This window comes from Neisseria sp. P0021.S007, assembly GCF_051956855.1.
In genome coordinates this window covers 1-649 of the sequence record NZ_JBQCXA010000635.1, presented here as the reverse complement: position 1 = coordinate 649, position 649 = coordinate 1, and the positions used below count along the sequence as shown (strand labels likewise).

Genomic DNA, 649 nt, shown 5'->3' with positions numbered 1-649 from the left:
CACAATTTCAGACGGCCTTGAAAATACTGACTTGAGTTTTTGATACTCGCCCACATATCCCACCCAGTTTGAATTCATTCTTAACACTATCAAAATTATGAGCAATAAAGATTTTTACGAAACACTTGGTGTTGCCCGCAGCGCTAGCGACGATGAAATCAAAAAAGCCTACCGCAAGCTGGCAATGAAATATCATCCCGACCGCAATCCTGACAATAAAGAAGCGGAAGAAAAATTTAAAGAAGTCCAAAAAGCTTACGACACCTTGTCTGACAAGGAAAAACGTACCATGTACGACCAATACGGCCATGCTGCGTTCGAACAGGGCACAGGTGCGGGCGGATTCGGTGGCTTTGGCGGTTTCGGCGGCCAAGGCGGATTCGGTGGTGCACAAGGCTTCGATTTTTCCGATATTTTCAGCCAAATGTTCGGCGGTGGCGGCAGCGCTGGCGGCCGTCAGCCGGATTACAGCGGCGCCGACTTGCAGGTCGGCATAGAGATTTCGCTTGAAGAAGCCGCCAAAGGCGTGAAAAAACGCATCAACATCCCGACTTACGAAGAATGTGATGTCTGCCACGGCTCAGGTGCCAAACCGGGCACATCCGCATCGACTTGTTCGACCTGTCACGGCTCAGGTACGGTGCACGTC

The 649-nt window shown here is 50.5% G+C and carries 1 protein-coding gene; it reads left to right on the top strand.

Going from position 1 to position 649, the window contains the following annotated elements; genetic code table 11:
* Window positions 1-97: 97 nt before the first annotated feature.
* Window positions 98-649, top strand: a 552-nt coding sequence (locus ACTHUR_RS15080) for a DnaJ domain-containing protein (RefSeq protein WP_440399424.1), incomplete at its 3' end; no start/stop codon positions are given.